The 1031-nt window shown below is 67.8% G+C and carries 1 protein-coding gene; it reads right to left on the reverse strand.

Going from position 1 to position 1031, the window contains the following annotated elements:
- Positions 1 to 29: 29 nt before the first annotated feature.
- Positions 30 to 1031, reverse strand: a 1002-nt coding sequence (locus tag ACNPQM_RS44190) for an integrase core domain-containing protein (protein ID WP_418088421.1), incomplete at its 5' end; no start/stop codon positions are given.

The raw sequence follows: 1031 nt of genomic DNA on the forward strand, positions 1-1031 counted from the left end.
TGAAGGTGCCGAAAACTCGTCCGTGCAGGTCAGGCGGCATGTCGGTACTCGTGGATCACTCCGCCGAGGCGGTCGCGTCGGCGGACGTTGAGGTGCTCGATCCGGTCGTCGGCCAGGGGTTGGGGGACGGCGCGGAGGGGCGCGGCGCTCTGCAGCGTCCGGTGGGTTCGGTGCTGGTTGTAGTGCTGTTCGAACTCGCGCAGAGCGTGTCGGAGATGGGTCTCGTTCCAGATGAGTGTGCGGTCGAGGAGCTCGCGGCGACAGGTGCGCACCCACCTTTCCGTGATCGAGTTCATGCGCGGTGTCTGGACGGCGGTGAGCACGGTGCGCACGCCGGCATTGTTCAGGATCTCGTCGATCAGCGCCGGGTACTTCGCGTCGCGGTCACGGATCAGGAACTTGATCGCGGCGAGCTGTCCGGCGTCCTCGAGATCCATGATCAGGTTTCGGATGGCCTGGGTCACCCAGGCGTGCGTGGGATGCGCCGTGGTGCCGAGGATGCGGATCCTGCGGCCGGCGTGGTGGATGGCAGCCAGAATGTACTGGTGCTGCCCGGTGAGAGTGACGGTCTCGATGAAGTCCATCGCGAGGATCGCCTGGGCCTGGCTGCGCAGGAAGTCGGCCCAGGTCACGGTGGTGCGCTCGGGCGCGGGATCGATACCCTCGGCCTTCAGGATCTCCCATACGGTGGAGGCGGCGACCTTCACGCCGAGCAAGGCGAGCTCGCCGTGGATCCTGCGATACCCCCAGTTGCTGTTCTCGCGGGCGAGACGCACGACGAGACGGCGTATCGAGGCGTGGGTCCGCGGCCGACCAGGCCGCCGCCTGGTGACGCTCACACGGGCGTGAAGACCTCTCACCAGGTCGCGATGCCAGCGCAGCACTGTGTCAGGGCTGACCAGCAACCGCAGGCGGCGCAGAGTGGCACGGGGCAGCGGGGCGAGCAGGGCGGCGAGGAAGGCCCGATCCGTCGGGGCGAACCTCACCCGCTCGGTGCCGAGTTGCCGCTGCAGAACGATCAGCTGATGCCG

It is taken from the genome of Streptomyces sp. NPDC056231, from assembly GCF_048270745.1.
GTDB lineage: Bacteria > Actinomycetota > Actinomycetes > Streptomycetales > Streptomycetaceae > Streptomyces.